Annotated in this window: 22 protein-coding genes and 4 tRNA genes; 3 read left to right on the plus strand and 23 right to left on the minus strand. The window is 54.5% G+C overall.

Features of this window, described 5'->3' with window-relative positions; translation table 11 throughout:
- Positions 1-26: 26 nt before the first annotated feature.
- The 7 genes from nuoF to DY252_RS13360 form a co-directional block, all read right to left on the minus strand.
- Entirely contained in the window at positions 27-1,307 is a 1,281-nt protein-coding gene (gene nuoF / locus DY252_RS13330) for an NADH-quinone oxidoreductase subunit NuoF (protein WP_008891226.1), read from the minus strand.
- Position 1,308: 1 nt separating this feature from the next.
- A complete protein-coding gene (gene nuoE, locus DY252_RS13335) occupies positions 1,309-1,971 on the minus strand; it encodes an NADH-quinone oxidoreductase subunit NuoE (RefSeq protein ID WP_063089383.1) in 663 nt (220 codons plus the stop codon).
- Positions 1,968-3,146 carry an NADH-quinone oxidoreductase subunit D gene (locus DY252_RS13340; protein ID WP_064781505.1) on the minus strand — a complete coding sequence of 393 codons (1,179 nt, stop codon included), beginning with the start codon at positions 3,144-3,146 and terminating at the stop codon, positions 1,968-1,970. Before DY252_RS13340 ends, nuoE begins: the two co-directional genes overlap by 4 nt.
- Positions 3,146-3,775, minus strand: coding sequence for an NADH-quinone oxidoreductase subunit C (locus DY252_RS13345; protein ID WP_008891229.1), 630 nt, complete (start codon positions 3,773-3,775; stop codon positions 3,146-3,148). Before DY252_RS13345 ends, DY252_RS13340 begins: the two co-directional genes overlap by 1 nt.
- A 19-nt stretch (positions 3,776-3,794) precedes the next feature.
- Complete coding sequence (locus DY252_RS13350) at positions 3,795-4,337, minus strand: NuoB/complex I 20 kDa subunit family protein (protein ID WP_040823994.1); 543 nt, start codon at positions 4,335-4,337, stop codon at positions 3,795-3,797.
- Positions 4,328-4,693, minus strand: coding sequence for an NADH-quinone oxidoreductase subunit A (locus tag DY252_RS13355; RefSeq protein WP_008891231.1), 366 nt, complete (start codon positions 4,691-4,693; stop codon positions 4,328-4,330). The genes DY252_RS13350 and DY252_RS13355 overlap by 10 nt, the downstream gene beginning before the upstream one ends.
- Before the next feature lie 284 nt (positions 4,694-4,977).
- Positions 4,978-5,054, minus strand: a tRNA-Asp gene (locus DY252_RS13360).
- A 311-nt stretch (positions 5,055-5,365) separates the two neighbouring features.
- Here DY252_RS13360 and fliG point away from each other — a divergent pair.
- Entirely contained in the window at positions 5,366-6,385 is a 1,020-nt protein-coding gene (fliG, locus tag DY252_RS13365) for a flagellar motor switch protein FliG (RefSeq protein ID WP_008891232.1), read from the plus strand.
- Positions 6,386-6,505: 120 nt separating this feature from the next.
- Here the strand turns inward: fliG and DY252_RS13370 are convergent, their stop codons facing one another.
- The 11 genes from DY252_RS13370 to DY252_RS13420 all read right to left on the minus strand — a co-directional run bounded on the left by DY252_RS13370 (position 6,506) and on the right by DY252_RS13420 (position 18,092).
- Positions 6,506-7,186, minus strand: a complete 681-nt coding sequence (locus DY252_RS13370) for a hypothetical protein (RefSeq protein ID WP_231959724.1) — start codon at positions 7,184-7,186, stop codon at positions 6,506-6,508.
- A 180-nt stretch (positions 7,187-7,366) separates the two neighbouring features.
- Positions 7,367-7,443: transfer RNA gene (locus DY252_RS13375), tRNA-Val, on the minus strand.
- Positions 7,444-7,715: 272 nt separating this feature from the next.
- Positions 7,716-7,792: transfer RNA gene (locus DY252_RS13380), tRNA-Val, on the minus strand.
- Between the two features lie 111 nt (positions 7,793-7,903).
- On the minus strand, positions 7,904-8,176 hold the full coding sequence (locus DY252_RS13385; protein WP_008891813.1) for an HU family DNA-binding protein: 273 nt from the start codon (positions 8,174-8,176) through the stop codon (positions 7,904-7,906).
- A gap of 263 nt (positions 8,177-8,439) precedes the next feature.
- On the minus strand, positions 8,440-10,851 hold the full coding sequence (lon, locus tag DY252_RS13390; RefSeq protein WP_064790436.1) for an endopeptidase La: 2,412 nt from the start codon (positions 10,849-10,851) through the stop codon (positions 8,440-8,442).
- Between the two features lie 141 nt (positions 10,852-10,992).
- Entirely contained in the window at positions 10,993-12,258 is a 1,266-nt protein-coding gene (gene clpX / locus DY252_RS13395; protein ID WP_008891815.1) for an ATP-dependent Clp protease ATP-binding subunit ClpX, read from the minus strand.
- A 302-nt stretch (positions 12,259-12,560) separates the two neighbouring features.
- Complete coding sequence (clpP, locus tag DY252_RS13400; protein ID WP_008891816.1) at positions 12,561-13,190, minus strand: ATP-dependent Clp endopeptidase proteolytic subunit ClpP; 630 nt, start codon at positions 13,188-13,190, stop codon at positions 12,561-12,563.
- Positions 13,191-13,234: 44 nt separating this feature from the next.
- Complete coding sequence (gene tig / locus DY252_RS13405) at positions 13,235-14,707, minus strand: trigger factor (RefSeq protein ID WP_008891817.1); 1,473 nt, start codon at positions 14,705-14,707, stop codon at positions 13,235-13,237.
- A 113-nt stretch (positions 14,708-14,820) separates the two neighbouring features.
- Positions 14,821-14,905 (minus strand) — tRNA-Leu (locus tag DY252_RS13410).
- 167 nt (positions 14,906-15,072) lie between these two features.
- Positions 15,073-16,479 (minus strand): malonyl-CoA decarboxylase, encoded by a 1,407-nt coding sequence (locus DY252_RS13415; RefSeq protein ID WP_064790437.1) that lies wholly within the window; start codon positions 16,477-16,479, stop codon positions 15,073-15,075.
- Positions 16,480-16,628: 149 nt separating this feature from the next.
- Positions 16,629-18,092 carry a bifunctional ADP-dependent NAD(P)H-hydrate dehydratase/NAD(P)H-hydrate epimerase gene (locus tag DY252_RS13420; RefSeq protein ID WP_064790438.1) on the minus strand — a complete coding sequence of 488 codons (1,464 nt, stop codon included), beginning with the start codon at positions 18,090-18,092 and terminating at the stop codon, positions 16,629-16,631.
- A gap of 195 nt (positions 18,093-18,287) precedes the next feature.
- Here DY252_RS13420 and DY252_RS13425 point away from each other — a divergent pair, with 195 nt between their 5' ends.
- Together DY252_RS13425 and DY252_RS13430 are read left to right on the plus strand one after the other, a co-directional pair.
- Positions 18,288-19,538 (plus strand): D-amino acid dehydrogenase, encoded by a 1,251-nt coding sequence (locus tag DY252_RS13425; protein ID WP_064790439.1) that lies wholly within the window; start codon positions 18,288-18,290, stop codon positions 19,536-19,538.
- Positions 19,539-19,573: 35 nt separating this feature from the next.
- A complete protein-coding gene (locus DY252_RS13430; protein WP_064790440.1) occupies positions 19,574-20,686 on the plus strand; it encodes a PAS domain-containing sensor histidine kinase in 1,113 nt (370 codons plus the stop codon).
- A gap of 74 nt (positions 20,687-20,760) precedes the next feature.
- Here DY252_RS13430 and DY252_RS13435 read toward each other — a convergent pair whose 3' ends face one another.
- From DY252_RS13435 to bfr (DY252_RS13455), 5 genes are all read right to left on the minus strand, one after another.
- Entirely contained in the window at positions 20,761-21,237 is a 477-nt protein-coding gene (locus DY252_RS13435; RefSeq protein ID WP_231959813.1) for a c-type cytochrome, read from the minus strand.
- A gap of 30 nt (positions 21,238-21,267) precedes the next feature.
- On the minus strand, positions 21,268-21,657 hold the full coding sequence (cueR, locus tag DY252_RS13440; RefSeq protein WP_008891823.1) for a Cu(I)-responsive transcriptional regulator: 390 nt from the start codon (positions 21,655-21,657) through the stop codon (positions 21,268-21,270).
- 9 nt (positions 21,658-21,666) lie between these two features.
- On the minus strand, positions 21,667-24,138 hold the full coding sequence (locus DY252_RS13445; protein WP_082923605.1) for a heavy metal translocating P-type ATPase: 2,472 nt from the start codon (positions 24,136-24,138) through the stop codon (positions 21,667-21,669).
- A gap of 175 nt (positions 24,139-24,313) precedes the next feature.
- A complete protein-coding gene (gene bfr / locus DY252_RS13450) occupies positions 24,314-24,805 on the minus strand; it encodes a bacterioferritin (protein ID WP_008891825.1) in 492 nt (163 codons plus the stop codon).
- Positions 24,806-24,826: 21 nt separating this feature from the next.
- Positions 24,827-25,303, minus strand: a complete 477-nt coding sequence (gene bfr / locus DY252_RS13455; protein ID WP_008891826.1) for a bacterioferritin — start codon at positions 25,301-25,303, stop codon at positions 24,827-24,829.
- Positions 25,304-25,337 lie beyond the last annotated feature (34 nt).

The raw sequence follows: 25,337 nt of genomic DNA on the forward strand, positions 1-25,337 counted from the left end.
TCTCAATCCCTCTCAACAGGCCTCTCTCAGGCCGCGATCCGTGCGCGATATTCCTTGATCCGACGTTCCATTTCGGGACGGAAGTGACGGATAAGGCCCTGAATCGGCCATGCAGCAGCATCGCCAAGCGCACAAATGGTGTGGCCTTCGACCTGTTTGGTCACATCCCACAACAGATCAATCTCATCGAGCGTGGCTTCGCCGCGAACCATGCGCGTCATCATGCGCATCATCCAGCCGGTACCTTCACGGCACGGCGTGCACTGACCACAGCTTTCATGCTTGTAGAATTCCGACAGACGCGCGATCGCGTAGACAATGTCGGTCGACTTGTCCATGACGATGACAGCAGCGGTCCCAAGACCGGAGCCGACTTCACGCAGGCCATCAAAGTCCATCAGCACGTCATCACAGACGTCTTTTGGCATCAGCGGAACAGATGAACCGCCCGGAATAACCGCAAGAAGGTTGTCCCAGCCGCCACGAACGCCGCCGCAGTGCTTTTCGATCAGTTCCTTGAGCGGAATGCTCATGGCTTCTTCGACAGTGCACGGCTTTTCGACGTGACCGGAAATGGCAAACAGCTTGGTGCCGTGGTTGTTTTCACGGCCAAAACCGGCGAACCACGAACCGCCACGACGCAGAATGGTCGGAACAGCAGCAATTGATTCGACGTTGTTGACCGTGGTCGGGCAACCATAAAGGCCTGCGTTCGCCGGGAACGGCGGTTTCAGGCGCGGCTGGCCTTTTTTACCTTCAAGGCTCTCGATCAGGGCGGTTTCTTCGCCACAGATGTAAGCACCGGCACCGAGATGCAGGTAAAGGTCGAAGTCCCAACCAGAACCACAGGCGTTTTTACCGATCAGACCGGCTTCGTATGCCTCGTCAATCGCGCGCTGCAGGTTGGATGCCTCGTGATAGAACTCACCACGAATATAGATATAGGCCGCATGCGCATTCATCGCGAAGCTGGCCAGAAGGCAACCTTCGACCAGGGTGTGCGGATCATTGCGCATGATTTCGCGGTCTTTACAGGTACCGGGTTCACCTTCGTCGGCGTTCACAACCAGGTAGCTCGGACGACCATCAGATTCCTTGGGCATGAAGGACCATTTCAGGCCGGTCGGGAAGCCAGCGCCCCCACGACCACGCATACCGGATGCTTTCATCTCGTCGATGATCCAGTCGCGGCCTTTTTCGATCAATGCCTTGGTACCATCCCAGTTGCCACGGGACTGCGCGCCTTTAAGGCCGAAATCCTGGAAACCATACAGGTTGGTAAAGATACGATCCTTATCCTGCAGCATATCAGGCGTCCCCTTCGCTAGCATCAGCATCCTGCGGGGCTGCGCCGCAGCCACAGAATGCCTTCAGAACCTTCGGACCATCGATCGGCTCGCACCCTTTGCGGCCGCTCTGCGGACCGGCTTTCGGCTTCTCGCCCTTTTTGAGGGCATCGAGGATGGCCTTGGTCGTTTCCGGCGTCAGGTCTTCGTAATAATCGTCGTTGATCTGCATCATCGGTGCGTTGACACACGCCCCAAGGCATTCGACTTCGATCATGGTGAACTGACCGTCTTCGGTGGTTTCACCAACGCCGATGCCGAGTTCCTTTTTGCAGGTATCGACAACGTCGGCAGAACCGCGAAGCCAGCACGGCGTGGTGGTGCAAACCTGGATGAAGTTCTTACCCACCGGGGCAAGGTTATACATCGTATAGAAGGTTGCGACCTCGTAGACGCGAATGGCCGGCATTTCGAGCATGTCGGCAATGTAATCCATTGCGACGGTCGGAACCCAGTTACCTTCGGTCTGACGCTGTGCCAGATCAAGCAGCGGCATGACCGCGCTCTGCTGGCGGCCTTCCGGATACTTGGCGATGATCTTCTTTGCTTTTTCCTGATTTTCAGGCGTGAAAGCAAAGCTGGTCGGCTGAAGCTCTTTCGGAGCTGGTCTTCTCAAATGGCTCATCGGTCAATCTCACCGAACACGATATCTAGCGACCCGATATTGGCAACGACGTCGGCCAGCATGTGGCCTTTTGACATGAAGTCGATGCCTTGGAGGTGCGGGAACCCCGGGGCGCGGATTTTGCAGCGATACGGACGGTTCGAGCCATCCGAAACAAGATACACACCAAACTCGCCTTTCGGTGCCTCGACCGCGGCATAGCATTCGCCGGCCGGTACGTGGAAACCTTCGGTGAAGAGTTTGAAGTGGTGAATAAGGGCTTCCATCGAACGCTTCATTTCGGCGCGCGACGGCGGTGCCACTTTGTTGTTTTCAACAATGACAGGGCCATCCGGCATATTTTTGATGGCCTGCTTGATGATTTTCAGCGACTGCCACATTTCCTCGAAACGGACAAGGAAGCGGTCATAGCAATCGCCATTCTTGCCGACAGGAATGTCGAAGTCGAATTCTTCGTACGAGTCATAGGGCTGCGATTTACGCAGATCCCACGCCAGACCCGATGCACGGATGTTCGGACCGGTGAAGCCCCAATCAAGGGCCTCCTCGGCACTGACGATACCGATATCGACCGTACGCTGTTTGAAGATACGGTTGCCGGTCAGAACGCGGTCGAAGTCTTTCATAAAGATTTCGTACTGGTCTGCCCATGCGTCGATATCATCAAGCAAGCCTGCCGGAAGATCAGCAGCAACGCCACCCGGACGGAAGTAGTTGGCGTGAAGACGGGCGCCACAGGCGCGCTCATAGAATTCCATGAGCTTTTCACGTTCTTCAAAGCCCCACAGAAGCGGGGTCATCGCACCAACGTCCAGTGCGAACGCGGTCAGGTTCAGAATGTGGTTCAGGATACGACCGATTTCCGCATAAAGAACACGGATATACTGCGCACGCTTGGGCACTTCGACGCCCATCAGCTTTTCGATGGCCAGGCAATATGCATGTTCCTGGTTCATCGGTGCGACATAGTCGAGACGGTCGAAATACGGAGTTGCCTGAATATAGGTCTTATATTCGATCAGCTTTTCCGTACCACGGTGCAAAAGACCAATATGCGGGTCGGAACGTTCGACGACTTCGCCGTCCATTTCCAGAACCAAACGCAGAACGCCGTGCGCCGCAGGGTGCTGCGGGCCGAAGTTCATGGTCATGTTTTTGATTTTTTGTTCGGACATCAGGCGTTGCCCTCCGCCTTTTCATCACCCGGAAGAACATGCTGGATGCCTTCCCATGGGCTTTCGAAATCGAAATTACGGAAATCCTGAACCAGTTTGACCGGCTCGTAGACAACACGCTTCTGTTCGTCGTCATAACGCACTTCGACATACCCGGTCAGCGGGAAGTCCTTGCGCAGCGGATGACCTTCAAAACCGTAATCGGTCAGAATACGGCGGGGATCCGGATGACCGGCGAAGAAAATACCGTACATGTCCCACGCTTCGCGCTCGAACCAGTCGGCGGCGCTGAACAGCGAAACACAGCTTGGTACCGGGGTGTCTTCGTCAGTACGGACCTTCACACGAATGCGCAGGTTATGCTTGAGAGACAGCAGGTGATAAACGACGTCGAAACGCTCAATACGTTCCGGGTAGTCTGCACCACAAACATCAATCAGCTGCTTGAACAAGCAGCCGGTATCATCCCGAAGGAAGGTCAGAACTTTAAGGATATCATCGCGCTTGGCGACGATGGTCAGCTCGCCGTAACGAATCTCGCTTTCGAGAATTTCGTTGGCCAGCTGTGACGCCACCAGATCTTTCAGATCTTTCAAAGCAGCGCTGTTATCGCTGAGCAGTTCGCTCATGCAAGCCCCCTATTACGGATCAGCGTGTCAGGACACCGGTACGGCGGATTTTCTTTTGCAGCTGCATCACGCCATAAATCAGCGCTTCGGCTGTCGGCGGGCACCCGGGAACGTATACGTCCACTGGCACAACGCGATCACAACCGCGCACCACCGAATAAGAATAGTGATAGTAACCGCCGCCATTGGCGCACGAGCCCATCGAAATAACCCAGCGCGGCTCTGCCATCTGGTCATAGACCTTACGCAGTGCCGGGGCCATTTTGTTGGTCAGGGTACCAGCAACGATCATCACGTCCGACTGACGCGGGCTTGGGCGGAAAACCAGACCATAACGGTCAAGGTCATAACGCGACGCCGCCGAATGCATCATCTCAACAGCACAGCAGGCCAGACCGAAAGTCATCGGCCACAAGGAACCGGTGCTTGCCCAGCTTGCGAGTTTATCGAGATTGGCAAGGACAAAGCCCTTGTCGTTCATCTCGTCAAACACGCCCTTAAGCATTGCATCCTGATCCGAACCGGGTGCCAGGGGTGCGCCTGAGTTGGTGCTCACTCCCATTCCAAAGCTCCCTTCTTCCATTCGTAGATAAAGCCGACCGTCAAAACAGCCAGGAAGATCACCATCGATACAAAGCCGAATGTTCCGATATCACCGAGGGTTACAGCCCACGGGAACAGGAAGGCGACTTCGAGGTCGAAAATAATGAACAAGATTGCGACCAGATAGAACCGAACGTCGAACTTGATGCGCGCGTCTTCGAACGGCGCAAACCCGCATTCGTATGCGGACAGTTTCTCAACATCCGGTGCCTGCTTGGCAAGAACCAGCGACGCGATGACGATTACCGCCGAAAGACCGACGGCGATCCCGATGAACACCAGGATCGGAAGATATTCCGAAAGAAGCTCTTGCATCTCTCTGACCTCTCAAGAACAGGCCTTTTGACCCGACCAGGTCCCCACCTGGCCAATTACGGCGCACCATAACGTATGCACCGCACAAGTTCCAGTCCCCAAGCACGTTGAACATGCTCTAAGACCGGAAACTTTCTAATCTTTTTACCGTTTACTATCGTCCGATATCGGGCTGGACGTCGAGATGATCAAGACCCAATCGTGCGAAGCAGCATTAGCAACACAAGAAAAGGCGACCGCGGAAAAGACAATTCGCCCTAAAAAAGACAACAGATGATGGATCATGGCGCGAGCGACGAGACTTGAACTCGCGGCCTCCGGCGTGACAGGCCGGCGCTCTAACCAACTGAGCTACGCCCGCAAAATGACCATCAATCGGCGCGCCTTTGTTAGACCACCCCCCAAACCAAGTCAAGCAGCTAGCAACGATTTCAACCCATTCGACAATTGCGCCTGCAAACATCACCCTTTGCGGGGTAATTTGGCCCCGAAATTGTACGGCATTAATCAATTTTGTACATTTAGGGCGCTTTATACCGATGGGGCTTTGCAAAGGGGTGTCGGCTTTTATAGAATTGTTGACAAATAACCCCTATCTTACGGTGCGATAGAGGCAGGTTCGGGCGTCAGGTTCCACCCCGAACAGAGTCATTACGACGGAGAAGACCACCCGTGGGGCGCGTAAAAGAAGAATACAGATCACTGGCCGGACCTGAAAAGGCAGCGATTCTCATGCTTGCTCTTGGGGAAGAGCACGCAACCAAGATGTTCAGCATGATGGATGACGAGGAAATCAAAGAGATTTCCCAAACCATGTCGAGCCTCGGTACGATCAACTCTAATATCGTTGAGCGCCTTTTCGTCGAATTCGCTGACCAGCTTTCTTCAACCGGGTCACTGGTCGGTTCGTTTGATACCACCGAACGGCTGCTTTCCAAGGTACTGCCCGAAGACCGCGTGAACGGCATCATGGAAGAGATCCGCGGTCCTGCGGGTCGTACCATGTGGGACAAGCTGAACAACGTGAACGAAGCGGTTCTGGCGAACTACCTGAAAAACGAATATCCGCAGACCGTCGGTGTAGTTCTGTCCAAACTCAAACCCGCACATTCTGCGTCGGTTCTGTCGCTTTTGCCGGAAAACTTCTCGATGGAAGTCATCATGCGTATGTTGCGCATGGAAGCAGTTCAGAAAGAAGTTCTCGATAACATTGAAAAGACGCTGCGCACCGAGTTCATGTCGAACCTTGCGCGCGGTTCGCGCGGTGACAACCACGAACTGATGGCGGATATTTTCAACAGCCTGGACCGCCAAAGTCAGGACAGATTCCTTACTGCGCTTGAAGAACGCAACCGTGATTCGGCCGAGAAGATCAAGGCGCTTATGTTCACCTTCGAAGACCTTGCGCGGCTTGACAACAACGGCGTTCAGACGCTGCTGCGTCAGGTCGAAAAGGACAAGCTTGCCCTGGCGCTGAAAGGGTCGACCGATCAGATGCGCGACTTGTTCTTCAAGAACATGTCCGAACGTGCCGGCAAGATGATGAAGGAAGATATGGACGCGCTGGGCCCGGTTCGTCTGTCAGACGTCGAAGAGTCGCAGATGATGATCGTCCAGCTGGCCAAGGAACTGGCCGCACAGGGCCAGATCGTCATTTCCGAAGGCGGTGCCGAAGACGAAATGGTCTTCTAGCCCCCACCAAAATACCGCAACTGCACAAACACCAAAGGGACAGCCAATGCTGTCCCTTTTTTCGTTCGTCAGGCGCGATCAGATGGGGGAATATCCCAAGCTAAGCCAAACTACCCTGCCCTAGCCCAGAATGACGTTAGGTACCGGATCAGAGATCGACTGAATTTCCCAGCGCAGGCGGTTCTGACCGTTGATTTCACGGAATTCTGCCGCGTTGTGGCTCCGCACCCCTGCGGTCGTGCGAACCTCGATCTTGCCGGTCATCTGGTAGCCCAGTGCAGTCAGGCGGTCCTGATACTGATCCGGGACAAAGCCACCCCGAATTTCGACGGTGTTTCGCTCTGAATTAAAGAACATTTCCAGTATGCGCGATTGCCGACGGACAAAGACGAAGCTTTTTTCGCGCATGATGTTGCCGCGCTTCTCATAGACCATGTTAAACACACCGCGCCCGGTATAGGTCAGCTGTCTTACAGCCGAATCGCGCTTGAGATCTGCCAGAACCTTGGCGACCTTTTCCTTTTCACCCTCCGCATCCAGGCTTTTATCCAGAAGGCCTTGGGTAATGTTTGGCTGCACCAGCAAACCGCGGTAGCTCAGTCGGTAATCGCCATTACGCTCCATGGACAGATCAATCGTAAAGGCCTCGGGCAGATAGCAGCTGGCAAGCATTACCGGCAGGCACAGAACGATCAGAACCTGTCGGCATATCGACCATGTTTGACGCGCGAAACGCGTTGGCATTGCGACACGGCTGATACTCTCAGGGCCAGACAGATGGCGGGCCGGATTACTGTTCATCTTGAAGGTTCCGATTCTCTTGACCATGGCATCAACAGTGCCTGTCTGCCGACCAAGCGTCAACTTATACAAGCCCCTGTCCGAAGGACGATATGGGGAAGCAAAGCAACTGCTTACAAGGCGTCGGGATACGCAAAATCCAGAAACGAAAAAAGGCAGCCTTTAGGGCTGCCTTTATCATGGTGGGTGATGAGAGATTCGAACTCCCGACCCTCTCGGTGTAAACGAGATGCTCTAACCAGCTGAGCTAATCACCCTTTTGCAAACCGCGCTGTTCTGCGGAAGCGGGCGGAACTTACCATGCTTTCCCCAAAAAGCAATGCCAGTTTTGCATAAAAATGTAACTTCTATTTCAGGGCGGATTATCTTTGGCAAATGCTCAACCCAAGCCTGCCAAAATGGCCTGATTTCCCCGTATTTTCAGGCACATGACACAAGCCTGAAGCGGGTCCCAAATGCCAGACATGGGCAGGATGATTCGCAAAGATCGGGAAAACAAAAAAGGCAGCCTTTAGGGCTGCCTTTATCATGGTGGGTGATGAGAGATTCGAACTCCCGACCCTCTCGGTGTAAACGAGATGCTCTAACCAGCTGAGCTAATCACCCGTCGTCTTGGGGTCCATGGCCCCGAAGCGGAGCGGAACATAGCATGGATTTTCCAAAAAGCAATGCCGGTGACGCAAGTCACCGGCATTTTTTAGCTGAACATCGTCAAACTTAGTTGACGGCGTCCTTAAGGCCTTTACCAGCCTTGAACTTCGGCTGTTTCGATGCCGGGATGTCGATTTCTTCACCGGTGCGCGGGTTGCGACCTTTTGAAGCAGCGCGAGCAGCGACAGCGAAGGTACCGAAACCAACCAGACGAACTTCGTCGCCGGATTTCAGAGAATCGGTGATGGAATCGAAAACAGCATCAACCGCTTTTGCAGCGTCAGCTTTGGACAGATCAGCTTTAGCAGCTACACTTCCAACGAGATCGTTTTTATTCACTTCCTGGCCCCCTTGTTTGGACGTTCGGAGTTATGAGGAAATTTGGTTTGCCCCAAACCTGTTGCATGGGCAGTGTAAGCAGGTCGCCAACAGCTCGTCAATGCGAGAGACGCAGTTTTCTGCGGTTTTTGACGTTTTTTTCGATTTTTTGCGCTTTACACCAATCCCGACATGTTCCTGTGCCGATTCTTGGGCAAAGTTATCCACAGAAAAAGGGGGCCGACAGTGTCGGCCCCCTTGTTTTCTGCGCGTTCTGACGATCCTTAGTGAGTCGTCACACCGCCGATTTCCGATTCTTCGCCGTCCTTGGATTTGACAGCAACGTCATCAACCTCTTCTTCCCACTCGATCGGGACAAGCGGATTGACCAAGGCGTGGCTCAGAACTTCGTCAACATGCGACACCGGAATGATTTCCATGCCGCGTTTGACATTGTCCGGAATCTCTTCGAGATCCTTTTCGTTTTCCTGCGGGATCAGAACGGTTTTCACCCCGCCGCGCAACGCAGCCAAGAGCTTTTCTTTCAAACCGCCAATCGCAAGCACACGGCCACGCAGCGTAACTTCGCCGGTCATCGCAACGTCCTTGCGCACAGGGTTGCCGGTCAGAACCGAAACAACCGAGGTCACCATACCAACGCCGGCCGACGGGCCGTCTTTGGGGGTGGCACCTTCTGGCACGTGAACGTGGATGTCACGTTTCTGGAACAAGGTTGGCTTGATCCCGAAATCAACCGCACGCGAACGGACAAACGAGGTCGCCGCCTGGATCGATTCCGTCATGACTTCACCGAGTTTACCGGTGGTTTTCATGTTGCCCTTGCCCGGCACGGTAACAGATTCGATCTGAAGCAAATCGCCACCGAACTCGGTATAGGCAAGACCGGTGACAACACCGACCTGATCTTCACCCTCGGTCTCGCCGAAGCGGAACTTGCGGATACCGGCATATTTACCAAGTGTGCGCGGGGTAACACGAACCGTTTTCAGGTTTTCAAGCATGATACGCTTGGTCGCCTTACGGGCCAGCTTGGCCAGTTCGCGTTCAAGGTTACGCACACCTGCTTCGCGGGTGTAATAACGGATCAGATCACGAAGTGCCTCGTCCGAGATGCTCCATTCCCCTTTTTTCAGGCCGTTATCCTTGACCTGCTTGGGAATAAGGTGACGTTTGGCAATCTCGACTTTCTCGTCTTCGGTGTAACCGGAAATCCGGATGATTTCCATACGGTCAAGCAGCGGCTGCTGCATGCGAAGCGAGTTGGCCGTGGTGACAAACATCACATCCGAAAGATCGTAATCGACTTCGAGATAGTGATCGTTAAAGGTCGAGTTCTGTTCAGGATCCAATACCTCAAGCAGGGCCGAGGCCGGATCACCGCGGAAGTCCGAACCCATCTTTTCAATCTCGTCGAGAAGAAACAGCGGGTTGGAATATTTCGCCTTTTTCATGCCCTGGACAATCTTGCCCGGCATGGACCCGATATAGGTCCGGCGGTGACCGCGGATTTCGGATTCATCGCGAACCCCACCGAGTGACATGCGCACAAAGCTACGCCCGGTCGCATTGGCCATTGATTTGCCAAGCGAGGTTTTACCAACACCGGGAGGACCAACGAGGCAAAGGATCGGACCTTTGACCTTTTTGGTGCGCGCCTGAACCGCAAGATATTCAAGGATGCGTTCCTTGACCTTTTCCAGACCGTAATGCTCCTTGTCGAGCACCTTCTTGGCCTTTTTCAGGTCATGGGAAACACGCGAACGCTTGTTCCACGGAATGGACACCATCCAGTCAAGATAGTTGCGCACCACGGTGGCTTCTGCCGACATCGGGCTCATATTGCGCAGTTTCTTGAGTTCTGCCTGTGCCTTTTCCTTGGCTTCCTTGGGCATTTTGGCCTTGTTCAGCTTCTCTTCGATTTCAGAAGCTTCATCCTTGCCGTCTTCGCCCTCGCCCAGTTCCTTCTGAATGGCTTTGAGCTGTTCATTCAGATAGTACTCGCGCTGGGTTTTCTCCATCTGGCGTTTGACGCGGTTGCGAATTTTCTTTTCAACCTGCAACACGCCAATTTCGGATTCCATGAAGCCGAAAATACGTTCCAGACGATCACCAACCAGCTTGGTTTCCAGCAATTCCTGCTTTTCGGAAATCTTCAGCGACAGGTGGGATGCCACCGTGTCGGCAAGCTTGGCCGGTTCTTCGATCTGATTGACCGACACCAGAACTTCAGGCGGAATTTTCTTATTCAGCTTGATGTACTGTTCGAACTGGGTGACGACAGAACGGGCCAGCGCTTCGAGTTCGCTGTCATCCTCGTCACTGTCTTCACGCACCGAACCATAGGCCTGGAAGAATTCCGGATTATCAACGTAGCCGGTAATTTCGGCACGTTTCCCGCCTTCAACCAATACCTTGACGGTTCCATCCGGCAGCTTGAGAAGCTGCAAGACAGTTGCGACAGTACCAATTTCATAGAGATCTTCGACAGCCGGGTCATCAAGACCGGCGTCTTTCTGGGTGACAAGCAGGATCTGCTTGTCTTCGCGCATCACATCTTCGAGTGCACGCACCGATTTTTCACGTCCGACAAACAGCGGAACAATCATGTGCGGGAACACGACAATGTCACGCAACGGCAGCACCGGGTATATTTCGCCACGCGCCAATTCGACCATTATGTTCTTTCCCTACTCTGAGCCGTAACGCTGCTGTGCGGTCCTGCCATAGGCCCCGCCAGCAACGCGAACATGTTTTAGATAATCGTTAGATAATCCGGATTTCCCGCACCGCAATAGTTGCCGGTGCGGGAATTACGTTCAGGCAGTATTTTCAACACCTTCACGACGTTCTGCATGGATCAGCAACGGCTTTGCCTTCCCATTAACGACGTCAGCGTTGATGACGATTTCCTCGACACTTTCCATGGTCGGCAGATCGAACATGGTTTCAAGCAGGATGCCTTCCATGATCGAGCGCAAACCACGCGCACCGGTCTTGCGTTCAATTGCCTTGTCGGCAATCGCCTTGAGCGCATCCGTCTGGAAGGTGAGTTTCACGTCTTCCATATCGAACAGGCGCTGATACTGCTTGATCAGTGCGTTTTTCGGCTCGGTCAAAATCTGGACCAGAGCTTCGTTGTCGAGGTCTTCGAGCGTCGCCAGAACCGGCAGACGACCAATGAACTCCGGGATAAGACCGAACTTCAGCAGATCTTCCGGCTCGACTTCGCGCAGAACATCACCAGCACGGCGTTCATCAGGGCCACGGACATCGGCACCAAAGCCGATTGCGCTACCCCTGCCACGCTGGGAAATCACCTTGTCCAGGCCAGCGAACGCGCCGCCAACGATGAACAGGATATTGGTAGTATCGACCTGCAGGAATTCCTGTTGCGGATGTTTCCGGCCACCCTGCGGCGGAACGGAAGCAACAGTGCCTTCCATGATCTTGAGCAATGCCTGCTGCACGCCCTCGCCCGAGACGTCACGGGTGATGGATGGGTTGTCGGACTTGCGCGAAATCTTGTCGACTTCGTCGATATAGACGATGCCGCGCTGGGCCCGCTCGACATTGTAGTCAGCAGCCTGCAGCAGCTTAAGAATGATGTTTTCGACATCCTCACCCACATAACCGGCTTCGGTCAGGGTGGTGGCATCTGCCATGGTGAACGGCACATCAAGAATACGTGCCAGGGTCTGGGCCAGAAGCGTTTTACCGCAACCGGTCGGACCAACAAGCATGATGTTCGATTTTGCCAGCTCGATGTCTTCATTCTTGCTGGAATGGTGCAGGCGCTTGTAATGGTTGTGAACCGCGACCGAGAGAACTTTCTTCGCATGGCCCTGACCGATGACATAGTCATCAAGGACCTTGCAAATCTCTTGCGGAGAAGGCACCCCGTCTGCCGATTTGACGAGATGTGTTTTGTGCTCTTCGCGGATGATGTCCATGCAAAGCTCTACGCATTCATCACAGATGAACACGGTTGGACCGGCGATGAGCTTGCGAACCTCGTGCTGGCTCTTTCCACAGAAAGAACAGTACAGAGTGTTCTTGGAGTCCCCGCTATTCGATTTGCTCATACAAACCCCAATTACGTTTGACGTTATCTTTTATCGCCATGTTAGCCGGTAAACGATACCGATCTCAACGTTTAATCTGCGCTTTTCGGCTTTATGGCGTCATGTTTGATATGGGTTCGCTATCTTGGTTGCGAAACCCCTTGCATTAATCACCCAAACGTTCGGGCGGCCAGCAAGTTCCGAACAATAACGCCCAAGCCTGCACATACTCTTGTCTATGACTTAAAACTGCCATGAGGCAAGACATAAAAAAAACGCCCCGGCCGATCACCGGGGCGTTTCCACCAATCACACCTGAGTGATCAGTCTTTCTTTTCATCGCTTTCCGGCTTCGGACGCGATGTAACAACCTCGTCGATCAGACCAAATTCCTTGGCCTGATCAGGGGTGAGGAAGTTATCACGTTCCATTGCGTCTTCGATGGTCTTGAGATCACGGCCGGTATGTTCGACATAGATCTCGTTAAGACGCTGACGCAGAGCCAGAATTTCACGGGCATGAATTTCGATGTCCGATGCCTGACCCTGGAAGCCGCCAGACGGCTGGTGGATCATGACGCGTGCATTGGGCAGGCAGTAACGCTTGCCTTTTGCACCGGCCATCAGAAGCAGCGAGCCCATGGATGCCGCCTGCCCCATGCACACCGTGGAGACATCGCAACGGATGTACTGCATGGTGTCATAGATGGCGAGACCCGAGGTCACAACACCGCCCGGTGAGTTGATGTAAAGCGAGATATCCTTATCCGGATTTTCCGATTCGAGATGCAGCAACTGCGCACAGATCAGTGACGACATGCCGTCATGGACCTGACCGTTGATGAAAACGATGCGCTCCTTAAGAAGGCGCGAAAAGATGTCATAGGCACGCTCGCCACGGCTGGTCTGTTCAACGACCATCGGTACAAGCGAATTCATCCGTTCTTCAATCATCAACTGCAATCTCCCTGCATGATCCTAAACCGTGTCCGGCCGGATTACTTGTCTTCGGATTTGTCAGCAGCTTTTTTAGCGGCCGGCTTTTTGGCTGCAGCTTTCTTGGCCGGGGCTTTTTTAGCCGGAGCCTTTTTCTCTGCGTCCTTTTTCGCCGGTGCTTTTTTAGCAGCCGATTTCTTCTTCGGAGCTTCGTCTTCCTCTTCCGGCTTCAGAAGGTCTTCAACCGAAACGGTTTTTTCTTCTACCTTGGCGAGTTCGACGATGTAATCAACGACCTTGTCTTCATATACAGGGCCCTGAAGCGCCTGCAAGGCCTGCGGGTTATTTTTATAGAATTCGATAACCTGCTGTTCCTGCCCCGGATACTTCTGGGCTTCGGCAACGAGGACCTTGTTGACGTCTTCCTGAGTGACCTGGATCTCATTCTCACGGCCGACTTCTGCAAGCAGAAGGCCCAGAAGAACGCGACGTTCTGCGATTTCGCGGAACTCTTCGGTCAGCTCTTCTTCGGACTTGCCTTTGGTCTCGTCGTCTTCCTGTCCAGCTTCACGGGCCTGTTTGATCTGGCCGATGATGCCTTCGAGTTCGTTTTCAACGAGCGACTTCGGCAGTTCGAAGCTGTGGTTTTCAGCCAGCGCGTCAAGAAGCTGACGCTTCATTTTCTGACGGGAAACCGATTCGTATTCGCGGCCAAAGTCCTTGCGGATCGCTTCTTTAAGGGACTCAAGGCTGTCCTGACCGAGTTTCTTGGCCAGTTCATCATCCAGCTCAGCCGGTTTCTTTTCCTTGATTTCCTTAACGGTTACGTCGAACTCAGCGTCTTTGCCTGCGAGTTCAGCAGCACCGTAAGCTTCCGGGAATTTCACTTTGACGACGACTTCGTCACCAGCGTTCACACCGGTCAGCTGATCTTCGAAACCTTCGATGAAGGAACCAGAACCGAGTTCGAGTTCGTAATCTTCGGCTTTGCCGCCTTCGAACGCTTCACCGTCGATTTTGCCCAGGAAGTCGATGACAACAACGTCACCGGCCTTGGACTTGCGCTTACGTGCGAGCGGTGCAGTCGTACCCTGTGCGGATGCGATGCGCTCGAGGGTTTCGTTCACCTTGCTGTCGTCAAGTTCAACAACTTCACGGGTCAGCTTCAGCTTTTTGAAGTCCATTGCTTCGATGGCAGGGATGATTTCGACTGCGATGTCGAATTCCAGATCGCCGCCTTCATCGAATTTGGTGACTTCGATTTTCGGCTGAACAGCCGGGCGCAGGTCATTGTCGTTCAGAACCTTGCCGGTGTTTTCGTTGACAGCGGCTTCAAGGACTTCGCCCATGACGGCCTGGCCATAACGCTGACGCAGGAGTTTCGCCGGAATCTTGCCCGGACGGAAGCCCGGCAGGCGAACCTGATCCTTGATCTCGTCAAGTTTGGCGACGACTTTTTCTTCGATATGTGCGGCGGGCACGACGACTTTGAACTCGCGCGCCAGGCCTTCGTTTTTGGTTTCAGTAACCTGCATAGATAACTCTTTTGCTTGGTTCGAATAATGTCCGTTACGCGACGCAGTCCGGACGTCAGAAAGTCAATACGACTAAACGAATATGGTACCCGGTCAAATTTTCAGCCTGCTCATGGTACGGGTGAAGGGACTCGAACCCCCACGGATTGCTCCACTGGAACCTAAATCCAGCGCGTCTACCAGTTCCGCCACACCCGCACACAAGCATAGAAATCACTCCGGTCACACCGGAATGAGTGCGCCTTAATACAAACTTCGATCCCCTCATGCAAGCATCGCCTTTTCGACAAACGCAATCTTGTCGAAAATATCCATCAAACAGGGCCTAAATCGGGGGCAATCAGCCGATTTCAGGTAACGCAACCCTAGCGGAAATGACGTTTTACGGCACTGGAAACCGCAATTTTGCCCTGCCCGACGTAACTTTCGTGATTTTTTTCGATGGTCGAAAGGTCATAGAGATAGTTCACCATCATCCCGAATGACTGGTTCCAGCCATTTTCCTTGGCATTGCCGTTCCAGTTCAGCCGTTCAACCCGTGCACCGTTGCTCAGATGAAAATGCGCGACCGGGTCATAGGCGGTATCCATGCCGGGACGCTTGGCATTCAAAAGATACCATGCCGTCAGGTACTCGATATTTGCCCGCGTGCGCTCCGAAACCCCGTCCGGGCTGGTGGCCGGTGGTTTTGGTCCCAGCAAGTCATCGCAATCGGTCAAAGCGGCCTCAATCGCCTTGGGCAGGCCGGTTTCCTCACCCTTGGCCATGGTATCAAGCTGCCGGTCCATCCAGCTGCGCAGTGCCGGTATCGGCGACAGGGTAGAAAACTGTTTGAGATGCGGCAGATCGCGTTGCAATTGGGCGACCACACGTTTGATCAGGAAGTCGCCAAAGCTGATTCCCGCCAATCCGGCCTGCGCGTTTGAAATAGAATAGAAGATCGCCGTGTCGGGCTTCGTTTCGCTTTTGGGCGCCTTTTCCGTGCCGCCCAAATCGTCATCCTTGCTTTCGATCAGCTCATCGACGTTGCCGGCAATCCCGTTCACAAGGGCGACTTCCACGAAAATAAGCGGCTCATCGGGCATCCCGGGATGAAAGAAGGCAAAACACCGCCGGTCTGACGCCAGTCGCCGTTTAAGATCATCCCAGCTTTGAATGGCGTGAACGGCTTCATAGGCGATCAGTTTTTCAAGCAGTGCGGCCGGTGAATTCCATGTGATGCGTTGGAGTTCGAGAAAGCCGATATCAAACCAGCTTGCCAGCAGTGTCTTGAGATCGCGTTCCAGAATGGCCAGCCCCGGGGCCTCCTTGCGCCAACGCAAAAGGTCGGCGCGCAGATCAACCAGGAACTTCACACCTTGTGGTAATGAATTGAATTCCTTGAGGATCAAACGAAATGGCGGCACCAGTGCGGCACGCAGTTCAGTTTCAAGCAATGCCTGTTCGGCCAGATCATCAGCCGCCGTCCAATCGGCCATGACAGCCGCAACCCGGTCGCGATCCACCCCGAATTCATTGACCAGAAGATGCAAGAATTCACGTTTCCCCGCATCATCAAGGCGCAAGAAATCATGTCCAAGGGCGGCTGCGCGCGCACGGGCCGATACCGCCCCACCGCGCCTTGCCAGACAATCGGCGATTTGTTCACGCCAACGGTCCTGGCGGGTTTGGCTTTCATCAAAACCAAGACCACGCACCACCGGGCTATCGCGCAGTTCGCGCCAGGCGCCACGAAGATTATCAAGGGTTCTGTCGAGAAACGTCTGAGACATGCCTGTTTCCCACTCCGATATCAGAAGAACTTCAAATCGTTTCCTCAATGCGTGATGTTCTATCCCGTCACGCCATACCGTTTTTATATCGGGTGATTATACCGCAAGTGCCAGCGGCTGCGGCGACTTCTTGTTCACCTTAGTTCACGTCATGCCTTCTTGCGTGACGCCAGCCACAGTTCGCGCAAGACAGCCGGAAGATGTTCCGGGATGTCTTCGGCAATCAGTCCCGGGCCGATATCCGCCCCGCTTCGTGCATGAAGCCATCCCCCCATGCAGGCGGCGTCAAAACTGTCCATGCCTTGCGCCATCAAACCACCAATGATCCCGGCCAACACGTCGCCCGATCCGGCGGTTGCCAGCCAAGGCACATCCACCGCACTGATGGCGGCCCGCCCGTCGGGGGCGGCAATCACCGTATCAGCCCCCTTGATCAGGACAGTGGCGCTGCAGCGTTTGGCCGCTGCACGTGCCCGACACAGCTTGTCGCCGGTGATATCGGGAAACAGGCGGGCAAATTCGCCCTCATGCGGGGTCAGGACGGTCGGGCCTTGTACGGCAAAGCACAAGGTAGACGGATCTTCGGCAAAGCTTGTGAGTGCGTCGGCATCAAGCACCGTCGCCCGACACAGATGCAAAAGTTTCAGGACAAGGGCACGCGTATCATCACCAACCCCAAATCCCGGCCCAATAACAAAGGCATTATGACGACAGTCATTCACAAGCGCATCGAACGCAGACATAGGGGCGGTCATGTTGCCCGGCGCATCCGATGCGTAGATCGGCAATGCTTGCGCATCTGCCACGATGGTCAGAAGCCCCACACCGGATCGGCGTGCGGCGCGTGCCACAAGGCGGGTTGCCCCGGTCATGGTAGCGCCGCCCAAGGCCAGAAGATGCCCGCGATGGTATTTGTGGCCTTCAAGCCCCGGCCAATGGATGCCGGCCCGCCATAAAACCGGATCGTTGCGCCAGCAGGCTGGCGCAATATCAATCACCGTCTGATCGGTTATGCCGATATCGCGCACGGCCAGTTCACCGCACATCAAACGCCCCGGCAAAAGATAATGCCCGGGCTTCGCGCGACAAAACGTCACGGTCAGGTCGGCCTTCACCGCAACGCCCAGAACCATACCAGTATTACCATCAACCCCCGATGGCACATCGACCGCAACAACGCTGCACGGGCTTGAATTGATTGTGGTGACAAGTTCGGCGATATCGCCGGTGATGGCACGCGCAAGCCCGGCCCCGAAAATGCAATCAACCACCAGATCCGCGCCAACAACAAGGGCCGGTGAAAGAAGTTCGGTCGCCCCTTCCCAGCGCGCGGCATGCAAGGCTGCGTCCCCTTTTAGGTCAGCCACATCGCCCATCAGCCCCAAACGCACCGACCAGCCTTCATCGCGCAGAAGCTTGGCAATGGCGAAACCATCGCCACCGTTGTTGCCGGGGCCACACAACACCGATACAGAACGCGGTGACCAGTGACGGATGATTTCCTCAAACACGGCACGACCGGCATTTTGCATCAAAACATCACCGGGCATGCCGCCTTCGATTGTGCGGCGGTCTGCTTCGTACATTTGATCGGTTGTCAGGATTTCAAACATTTCACCCCGTCATCCTTGTCATGAACTTCCGGTCTGCGTTGTGCATCAAGACAGCATTTAAAACAGGTCCAGTCGACTGTAGCCATTTAAATTTCACCCCACTATAGTGCAGCGAAATTCGCATGTCGGATAGTTGGCAGAAAGGCTGACCATCAGACCGCAAAACGAAACTTTCCGCAGCAAGGCTTTGCCCGCATGCATGTAGTCGTCATGGGCGCCGGGGTCATCGGGACAACGGCGGCCTGGTATCTTTTGCAAAATGGTCATCAGGTTACGGTCGTTGAGCGTCGGCATGCCAGTGCGCAGGAAACAAGCTTTGCCAATGGCGGTCAGATTTCTGCCTGTCACGCCACACCTTGGGCGAATGCATCCACCCCCAAACAAATCCTCGGCTGGCTTGGCCGGGAAGAAGCACCGCTTCTGTTTCGGATGCGCTTTGACCCGCAGCTGTTTTCTTGGGGCCTGCAGTTCTTGCGCAACTGCACCGATGCGCGGGCCAGAATCAATCTGGAAAAGGCGCTTCGCGTTGCGATCTATAGTCGCGATTGCCTGCGAGCCCTGCGGGATGAACTTGATCTTGAATATGATCACAGCACACGTGGCATCCTGCATATCTGCCGTACTGAGCAGGACATGGTCGCGGTCGAAAAGGCCACCGCCCAGATGCAGGAATATGGCCTTAAACGCAGGCTTGTCTCGCCCGAGGAATGTCTTACCATCGAACCGGCCCTGCGCGATGCCACAGCGCCGATCATTGGCGGCAGCTTTACGCCAGATGATGAAAGCGGCGATGCGCACAAATTCACCGAACATCTGAGCGAACATTGCATTTCCAGGGGCGCCGCGTTTCACTTCAATACCAACATCACCGGCCTTGTGCACGATCAGGGCAAGATCACCTGTGTTCAAACTGACAAGGGTGATATCGATGCGGATGCCTTTCTGGTCTGTCTGGGCAGCTACAGCCCGCTGATGCTGGCCCCGCTTGGCATCAAATTGCCAATTTATCCGTGCAAGGGATATTCGATCAGCATCAATACCGCCGGCTATTCCGGGGCACCCGAAACGGCCCTGATCGATGATAGCATGAAAATGGTGTATTCGCGACTTGGAACACACCTTCGAGTTGCGGGCACAGCGGAGCTTGATGGCTATAACCTGCGGATGTCGCCACGCCGCCAAAAACTTATCGTTGATAAAGCACTGGAATTATTCCCGAATTCAGGTGATCGCTCCAGCATCGATTTCTGGTCGGGTTTGCGGCCGGTAACGCCGGATTCTGCCCCTGTTCTTGGGGATACGAAGTATGCTAATCTATACCTCAATACGGGGCATGGGACGTTGGGTTGGACGATGAGTTGCGGATCAGCAAAAGCCGTCGCCGATCTCATCAGCGACAAGACCCCTGACATCTCTCTGACGGGGCTGGGTATCGACCGCTTTTAGCGGACGACCTGATTATTATGGGATCACGGGCTGACATGACCAGCAACACACCAATTGGTTCAACCAATGTGCCATTGGCCGACCAGGTTGTTCTGAACGCCCTGCCCTATGCCGCCGTCATATGCGACCGCAACGGCATCGTCATGCAATGTAACGAAGCCATCGCGCGCTTGATCGGCGTTTCGCGTGATCGCATGCTGGGCCGCAAGGCCGGTTTCATTTCCAAAGGCCTGATGAGCGACATCGAAGATGTGTTTTCTTCGGGCCGCACCTGGCGCGGCGATATCATTCTGGTCGGTGCGGCCAAGGAAAGCCACGTCTGCGACCTTTCCATCGCCCCACTTGAATATTGCCAGAACAATGAAACGCGCACCGCGGTGCTGATGACGTTGCTTGAGAATGACCGTCAGGCACAGGCCGAACGCACCCTGATGGAGCAAAACCGCAATCAGTCGGACGCAAACGCGTCAAAATCCGACTTTATCGCCAATATGGGCCATGAACTGCGCACCCCGCTTAATGCAATTATCGGCAATTCCGAACTGATTGCGCATGGGGTTCTTGGCGATCTGCCCGAAGGGTACCGCGAATGTGGCCGTGACGTTTACGAGGCGGGCAAGCATCTGCTTGAACTGGTCAATAATGTTTTGGACGTGTCAAAGCTCTCGGCCGGTTCGATGACCTTGCAGCTTGAAGAGGCCGACCTTGGTTCTGTGATACGCGATGCCGCACGGCTTGTCGGGGATGATATTTCGCGGCGCAGCCATCAATTGCAATTCGATCTGCCGGATCAGCCGGTATCGATGCTGTGTGACAAGCTGAAACTCAAACAGATTCTGATCAATATCCTGAGTAACGCGGCAAAATTCACCCCCGAACACGGCAAGATCCGCATCGGACTGACCACAACCGACGAAGACGTGAGTTTTGCGATCGAGGATAATGGTGTCGGCATGAGCCCGAATGACATTCCCCGCGCGCTTGCCCGATTCTCGCAGCTTCATCCATCCGGGGTGAAGGAAAGTGTCGGCACCGGCCTTGGCCTGCCGCTGGCCAAGCTTTTGGTCGAACTGCATGGTGGTCGGCTTAGTATCGAAAGCGACCTTGGCAAGGGCACGACCGTGCGCATTACCCTGCCCCGACCGTAACATGATATCGTTAACGCCGCACAGCAAAAGACCCGCGTGGACATGTCCGAGGCGGGTCTTTTGATCTTCAGGCCTTATTGGGCCGCAGATTGATTGATCTGGTCATGCCGCGCGATGACGTCCTTGGGCCAGCGGCTTTTGATGTAAGACAGGCTGGCAATGATTTCCTCATCGCTCAGCACGCCCTCATAACCCTGCATGGCCGATTTATAATCACCCCCGGCCATCGCCGCCGGTCCGTATTTGGTCAGTTCAAACAACACCTGATCGGGGTGATGCCAGGTATGGCCGGTTTCGTCGTGGGGTGGCGCCGGAAGCAAACCGTCAGGACCGCGTTCACGCCAATTGGCTTCGCCCTCAAGTCTGGCACCATGGCAGGACGCACAATTTGCGTCATAGATCTTCTTGCCCTGCGCCACCAGTTGCAGATCATCAGGACGCAACGAGACATCCTGACCCGTAATCCCGCCCGGGCCAAAGAATGTGACGATGCCATACATAATCGCCGCACCGACAAGGGCGCCAAGCGCCATAACACCTTTATTCTTCAATACGTTCTCTCATTCAATTGTGTTTCAGTATCATGCCTTGCGGGCAAGATCATTGATGATCGGGCAATTCGGACGATCATCGCCATGACAGGACTGCACAAGGTCGGAAAGTGTATCGCGCAGGCTTTGAAGTTCGGCGATCTTGCGTTCGATCTCTGCCAGATGGGTTTTGGCGATTTCCTTTACATCGGAAGAGGCACGGTTGCGGTCCTCGTAAAGTGACAGCAACACCCGGCAATCCTCGACCGAGAATCCCAAGCCGCGGGCACGTTGCAGGAACCGCAACTTATGCAGATCGTTTTCGTCATAATCACGATACCCGTTGGCCAGACGCCCCGGCGAAACCAGACCGATATCCTCGTAATAACGGATGGTTTTCGCCGGAAGTCCGCATTCAGTCGCGGCGTCAGAAATGTTCATCGCCCTCTCCTATTTCCGGACTGTCCAGCGCCGCAGTGTCAGCGAGTTGCCGACAACCGAGACGGAGCTGAGCGCCATCGCCGCACCGGCAATCGCCGGGCTAAGCACGCCGAATGCTGCCAACGGAACACCGACCACGTTATAGGCAAAGGCCCAGAACAGGTTCTGTGCGATCTTGCGACGGGTGGCGATCGAAATATCAATCGCGGCAGACACAAGTGCCGGATCAGACCGCATCAGGGTGATGCCAGCCGTTTCCATGGCAACATCGGTGCCACCGCCCATGGCGATACCGACATCGGCCGCGGCCAATGCAGGCGCATCATTGATGCCGTCACCAACCATGGCGACATGACGACCTTCCTTGCGGAGTTTTTCGACTTCACGTGCCTTGTCCTGCGGGCGAATACGGCCTTCGCCGCGTTCGAGGCCAAGTTCGCGTGCCACGTGGCTTGCGACATCCTGACTGTCACCCGACAGCATGATCGATGAAATGCCGCGTGCCTTCAGATCCGCAATCGCCTGCTTGGCACCTTCGCGAATGCGGTCCTCAAGGGTCAGATAACCGGCAAACGTGCCATCAATCGCAACCAGAATAACGGTTCTGCCTTCGCCTTCGTGTTTCTTGATGTCCTTTGCCAGATCTTTCGACGGACCTGCGATATCAAGATCACTCAGCAAGGCTTCGCTGCCAATGGCGATCTTGTGCTTTTCAACATCGGCCATGACACCGGCACCGGTTTTGCCCTTGAAGTTATCGATATCGGGCAGTGATACACCTTCATCCTTGGCGATCGAGACAACCGCACGCGCCAGGGGATGTTCACTGGCGGCCTGAACGGCTGCTGTCAGGCGCAGCAACTCATTACGGTCGACACCCTCAACCGGGCAGATATCGCGCACGGTCGGCGTGCCTTCCGTCAGGGTGCCGGTTTTGTCAAAGATGACGGTATCGACATTATGGGCCTGTTCAAGTGCCTCGAAATTGCGGATCAGAATGCCGTTGCGCGCAGCACTGCCGGTACCAGCCACCAGCGCAGTCGGCGTCGCCAGACCAAGCGCACAAGGACATGCAATCACCAGCACCGACACCGCGGCAACGATGGATGCCTCTGCGCCAAAGCCGGTAAACAACCAGGCGGCCAAGGTCAGCAGTGCAATGACAACAACAATCGGCACGAACACGGCCGATACCCGGTCGACAAGCTTCTGAACCGGGGCCTTGCCGGTCTGGGCCTTTTCAACCAAGCGAATGATGCGCGACAGCGTCGTATCATCGCCAACAGCACTGACTTCGATATCAAGACGGCCCGTACCGTTCACAGCGCCACCAACAACAGTATCGCCCGTGATTCGCGCCACAGGTCGGGTTTCCCCGGTGATCAGGCTTTCATCCAGTTCACTTTCACCGGCATGAACCTTGCCATCGACCGGCACACGTTCGCCCGGCAAAACGCGAACGATATCGCCAACCGTAAGGCTTTCAATCGCGACATCCTGTTCGCCTTCGCCCGCGACCACCTTGCGCGCACGCCGTGGACGCAGCGCCATCAATTCACGAATGGCGGCTGATGCCCCGCGTTTGGCGCGTTCTTCCATGATTTTACCAGCAAGGATCAGGGTAATGATCGCAGCGGACGCTTCGAAATAAAGATGGGTCTGCCCGGCATTGGCGGTCAGCATGTTATAGAGGCTAAGGAAATAGGCCGCCGATGTCCCGAGTGCGACCAGCACATCCATATTCGCACTGCGATGGCGCAGGGCTGCATATGCCCCCTGATAGAAGCGTGCACCGATATAGAACTGAACCGGGGTCGCAAGCACAAGTTCAACCCATGCCGGCAGATGATAGGACACACCAAGGTTCATCCACACCATCTGCAAAACCAGTGGTGCGGTCAGCAATGCCGATACAGCAAGAAGGATCAGGGATTTGTCCTGTTTCTTATCGTTGCGTGCCGCCTCGTCTGCGTCACCGTCTTCGGATCCGGATTTATTGCGTGACGTTGCGTGATAGCCGGCATCCTCGATCGCCTTGATCGCGATGGCATCATTGACCTTGCCCGACAGTGCCGAGATATCGGCACGTTCCAGCGCGAAATTGACACTGACTTCGGTGACGCCCGGCAAGGCCGAAAGTGCCTTTTCCACCCGCAAAGCACAGTTCGCGCATGTCATGCCATCGACATCAAAGGAAAGCTGCTGGGTCGCGACGCTATAGCCTGAATCCGCGACTGCCTCGGCGATTTTGGATGTATCAAGCTTGCTGTCGTCAAAATGCACATTTGCGCTGTTGAGTGCAAAGTTCACGGTGACATCAGAAACACCATCGAGACCAGCAATGGCCTTTTCAACGCGGCCTGCACAGTTTGCACAGGTCATGCCTTCGATCTCGAGGTTCACTTCGCTGGTATTGGCAGTCGGCTGCACGGATGCCCCACCGCCTGCTGCGGTATCATATTCGTCTGTTCGGCGATCCATATCACGCACCTCAAAAAAGGGGTTATTACAAGATATGGGGCACGATAGACCTTCCAGCAACTGGAAGGTCAAGATAAAAAAGCGACATATAAAAACGCAGGGCTAAGCCTCTGATACCAAAAAGAAAGCCCCGGACATTGCCGGGGCCTTCTGAAAATTATTTGCTGGTTGATGATCAACCTTCCGGGCTTGGTTCCCCGGCTGCGCGGAACTGGATGTAGTTCGGCAGGCCCATCATGTCGATCAGGCGGATCTGCTGTTCCAGCCAATAGGCGTGATCTTCTTCGCTGTCATCAAGCAGGGCGACCAGCATCTGGCGGGTCTGGAAATCATCCTCTGCCTCGGCGATCTTGATCGCCTTTTTCAGAAGATTGATCACGTGATATTCGTGTTCGAGATCGTTTTTCATCATCTCGGGCACGGTTTTGCCGATCTTGATCGGTTCGCGCGATGCGGTGTCCGGCACGCCTTCAAGGAACAAGATACGCTCGATCAGACGCTTTGCGTGTTCGAGTTCCTCATCCTTTTCGTGATGCATGCGTTCATAGAGCGAATGCAGCCCCCAATCGGCATACATTTCAGCATGTGTGTTGTACTGGTCAGCCGCCGACAGTTCGGCAGTGAGCTGTTTGTTCAGCGCGGCGAGGACCTTTTTACTACCCTTCATGGCGTAATACTCCTGATCTGATTAGTCGCCGTCGCCTGAACGGCTCTGGATATAGTTTGCAATCCCGACATTTTCGAGCTGCCATTCTTCGGTCTCAAGCCAATCAACGTGCTCTTCCTGTTCTTCCAGGAATTTCACAAGCAGATCGCGCGTCACAAAGTCCTCGGCCTTTTCACAGGCGGTGATGGCTTCGCGCAGAAGCGGCAGAGACGCCAATTCAAACTTCATGTCACAGCTGATGATTTCTTCGACATTTTCGCCGATCATCAGTTTGTTGAGGTTCTGGAGGTTGGGAAGACCTTCAAGAAACAGAATGCGCTCAATCGTGTCGTCAGCGCGTTTCATTTCCTTGATCGAGAGCTTGTACTCATACTCGCCCATTTCTTCCACGCCCCAGTCCCGCAGCATTCTGGCATGCAGGAAATACTGGTTAATCGCAGTCAACTGGTTGGTCAGAATGCGATTAAGATATGTGATGATCTTGGGATCACCTTTCATCATGGCTCTCCTGATGGTTGGGCTATGCAGATAA

This window comes from Thalassospira indica, from assembly GCF_003403095.1.
Classification (GTDB): Bacteria; Pseudomonadota; Alphaproteobacteria; order Rhodospirillales; family Thalassospiraceae; genus Thalassospira; species Thalassospira indica.

Excerpts from the sequence above, each read along its gene's own strand:
- DY252_RS13420 (WP_064790438.1), bottom strand. The coding sequence starts at position 18,092 with ATGTTTGAAATCCTGACAACCGATCAAATGTACGAAGCAGACCGCCGC.
- tig (WP_008891817.1), bottom strand. The coding sequence starts at position 14,707 with ATGCAGGTTACTGAAACCAAAAACGAAGGCCTGGCGCGCGAGTTCAAA.
- DY252_RS13430 (WP_064790440.1), top strand. The coding sequence starts at position 19,574 with ATGACCAGCAACACACCAATTGGTTCAACCAATGTGCCATTGGCCGAC.
- DY252_RS13355 (WP_008891231.1), bottom strand. The coding sequence starts at position 4,693 with ATGCAAGAGCTTCTTTCGGAATATCTTCCGATCCTGGTGTTCATCGGG.
- DY252_RS13345 (WP_008891229.1), bottom strand. The coding sequence starts at position 3,775 with ATGAGCGAACTGCTCAGCGATAACAGCGCTGCTTTGAAAGATCTGAAA.
- DY252_RS13415 (WP_064790437.1), bottom strand. The coding sequence starts at position 16,479 with ATGTCTCAGACGTTTCTCGACAGAACCCTTGATAATCTTCGTGGCGCC.
- bfr (WP_008891826.1), bottom strand. The coding sequence starts at position 25,303 with ATGAAAGGTGATCCCAAGATCATCACATATCTTAATCGCATTCTGACC.
- DY252_RS13425 (WP_064790439.1), top strand. The coding sequence starts at position 18,288 with ATGCATGTAGTCGTCATGGGCGCCGGGGTCATCGGGACAACGGCGGCC.
- nuoF (WP_008891226.1), bottom strand. The coding sequence starts at position 1,307 with ATGCTGCAGGATAAGGATCGTATCTTTACCAACCTGTATGGTTTCCAG.
- clpP (WP_008891816.1), bottom strand. The coding sequence starts at position 13,190 with ATGATTGAAGAACGGATGAATTCGCTTGTACCGATGGTCGTTGAACAG.
- DY252_RS13340 (WP_064781505.1), bottom strand. The coding sequence starts at position 3,146 with ATGTCCGAACAAAAAATCAAAAACATGACCATGAACTTCGGCCCGCAG.
- nuoE (WP_063089383.1), bottom strand. The coding sequence starts at position 1,971 with ATGAGCCATTTGAGAAGACCAGCTCCGAAAGAGCTTCAGCCGACCAGC.
- cueR (WP_008891823.1), bottom strand. The coding sequence starts at position 21,657 with ATGAACATTTCTGACGCCGCGACTGAATGCGGACTTCCGGCGAAAACC.
- DY252_RS13370 (WP_231959724.1), bottom strand. The coding sequence starts at position 7,186 with ATGAACAGTAATCCGGCCCGCCATCTGTCTGGCCCTGAGAGTATCAGC.
- DY252_RS13350 (WP_040823994.1), bottom strand. The coding sequence starts at position 4,337 with ATGGGAGTGAGCACCAACTCAGGCGCACCCCTGGCACCCGGTTCGGAT.
- bfr (WP_008891825.1), bottom strand. The coding sequence starts at position 24,805 with ATGAAGGGTAGTAAAAAGGTCCTCGCCGCGCTGAACAAACAGCTCACT.
- clpX (WP_008891815.1), bottom strand. The coding sequence starts at position 12,258 with ATGAGCAAATCGAATAGCGGGGACTCCAAGAACACTCTGTACTGTTCT.
- lon (WP_064790436.1), bottom strand. The coding sequence starts at position 10,851 with ATGGTCGAATTGGCGCGTGGCGAAATATACCCGGTGCTGCCGTTGCGT.
- DY252_RS13445 (WP_082923605.1), bottom strand. The coding sequence starts at position 24,138 with ATGGATCGCCGAACAGACGAATATGATACCGCAGCAGGCGGTGGGGCA.